Genomic DNA, 558 nt, shown 5'->3' with positions numbered 1-558 from the left:
AAAATGGATCATAGCAAAATGGATATGAACGATCCTGCTATGAAAGCCATGATGACCAACATGAGCAAAATGAAAGCGATGTATCAAAAGCACTGTGTCACTAATGACAGTGCTTCTAAGTAAATCTAGTCGCGCTCGCTAGGTAAAGAGTCAGGTTCAACGACAAATATTGCCTAACCTAACATCAGATGACAATCTCATTTTGACAGCAATAAATTGTAGGACGGATATATGAAATTTTTATTGGGTGCGCTTTTTGCCACACTTGTGGCAGTCGTTGGGGTTTTTGCAGTTGTTACTAGCGGCATTGTCAATATAGGAGCAGATCAAGCGCATAACCCAATAATGTATAAACTCTTAGAGACTGCCCGCACGCGTTCAATAGCGAATGCTAGTAAGGACATTACGGTTCCCAACTTAGAAAAGACAGAAATGATCAGCTCGGGCGGTGCCGATTACAAAGATATGTGTGCAGGTTGTCACTTGTCTCCTGGGGTAGAAAGCACTGATTTTAGCGCCAGTTTATATCCTAAGCCGCCAAGTTTTACCAATGTTGAA

At 41.8% G+C, this 558-nt stretch carries 1 pseudogene; it reads left to right on the top strand.

Annotated elements, in window-relative coordinates:
* Positions 1-231: 231 nt before the first annotated feature.
* Positions 232-558: pseudogene (locus AAEY72_RS14175) on the top strand (c-type cytochrome); the annotation flags it as partial.

Origin of the sequence: Psychrobacter sp. W2-37-MNA-CIBAN-0211 (assembly GCF_040309405.1) — a bacterium.
Lineage (GTDB): Bacteria > Pseudomonadota > Gammaproteobacteria > Pseudomonadales > Moraxellaceae > Psychrobacter > Psychrobacter glaciei.
This window is presented reverse-complemented; position numbering and strand designations above follow the sequence as displayed.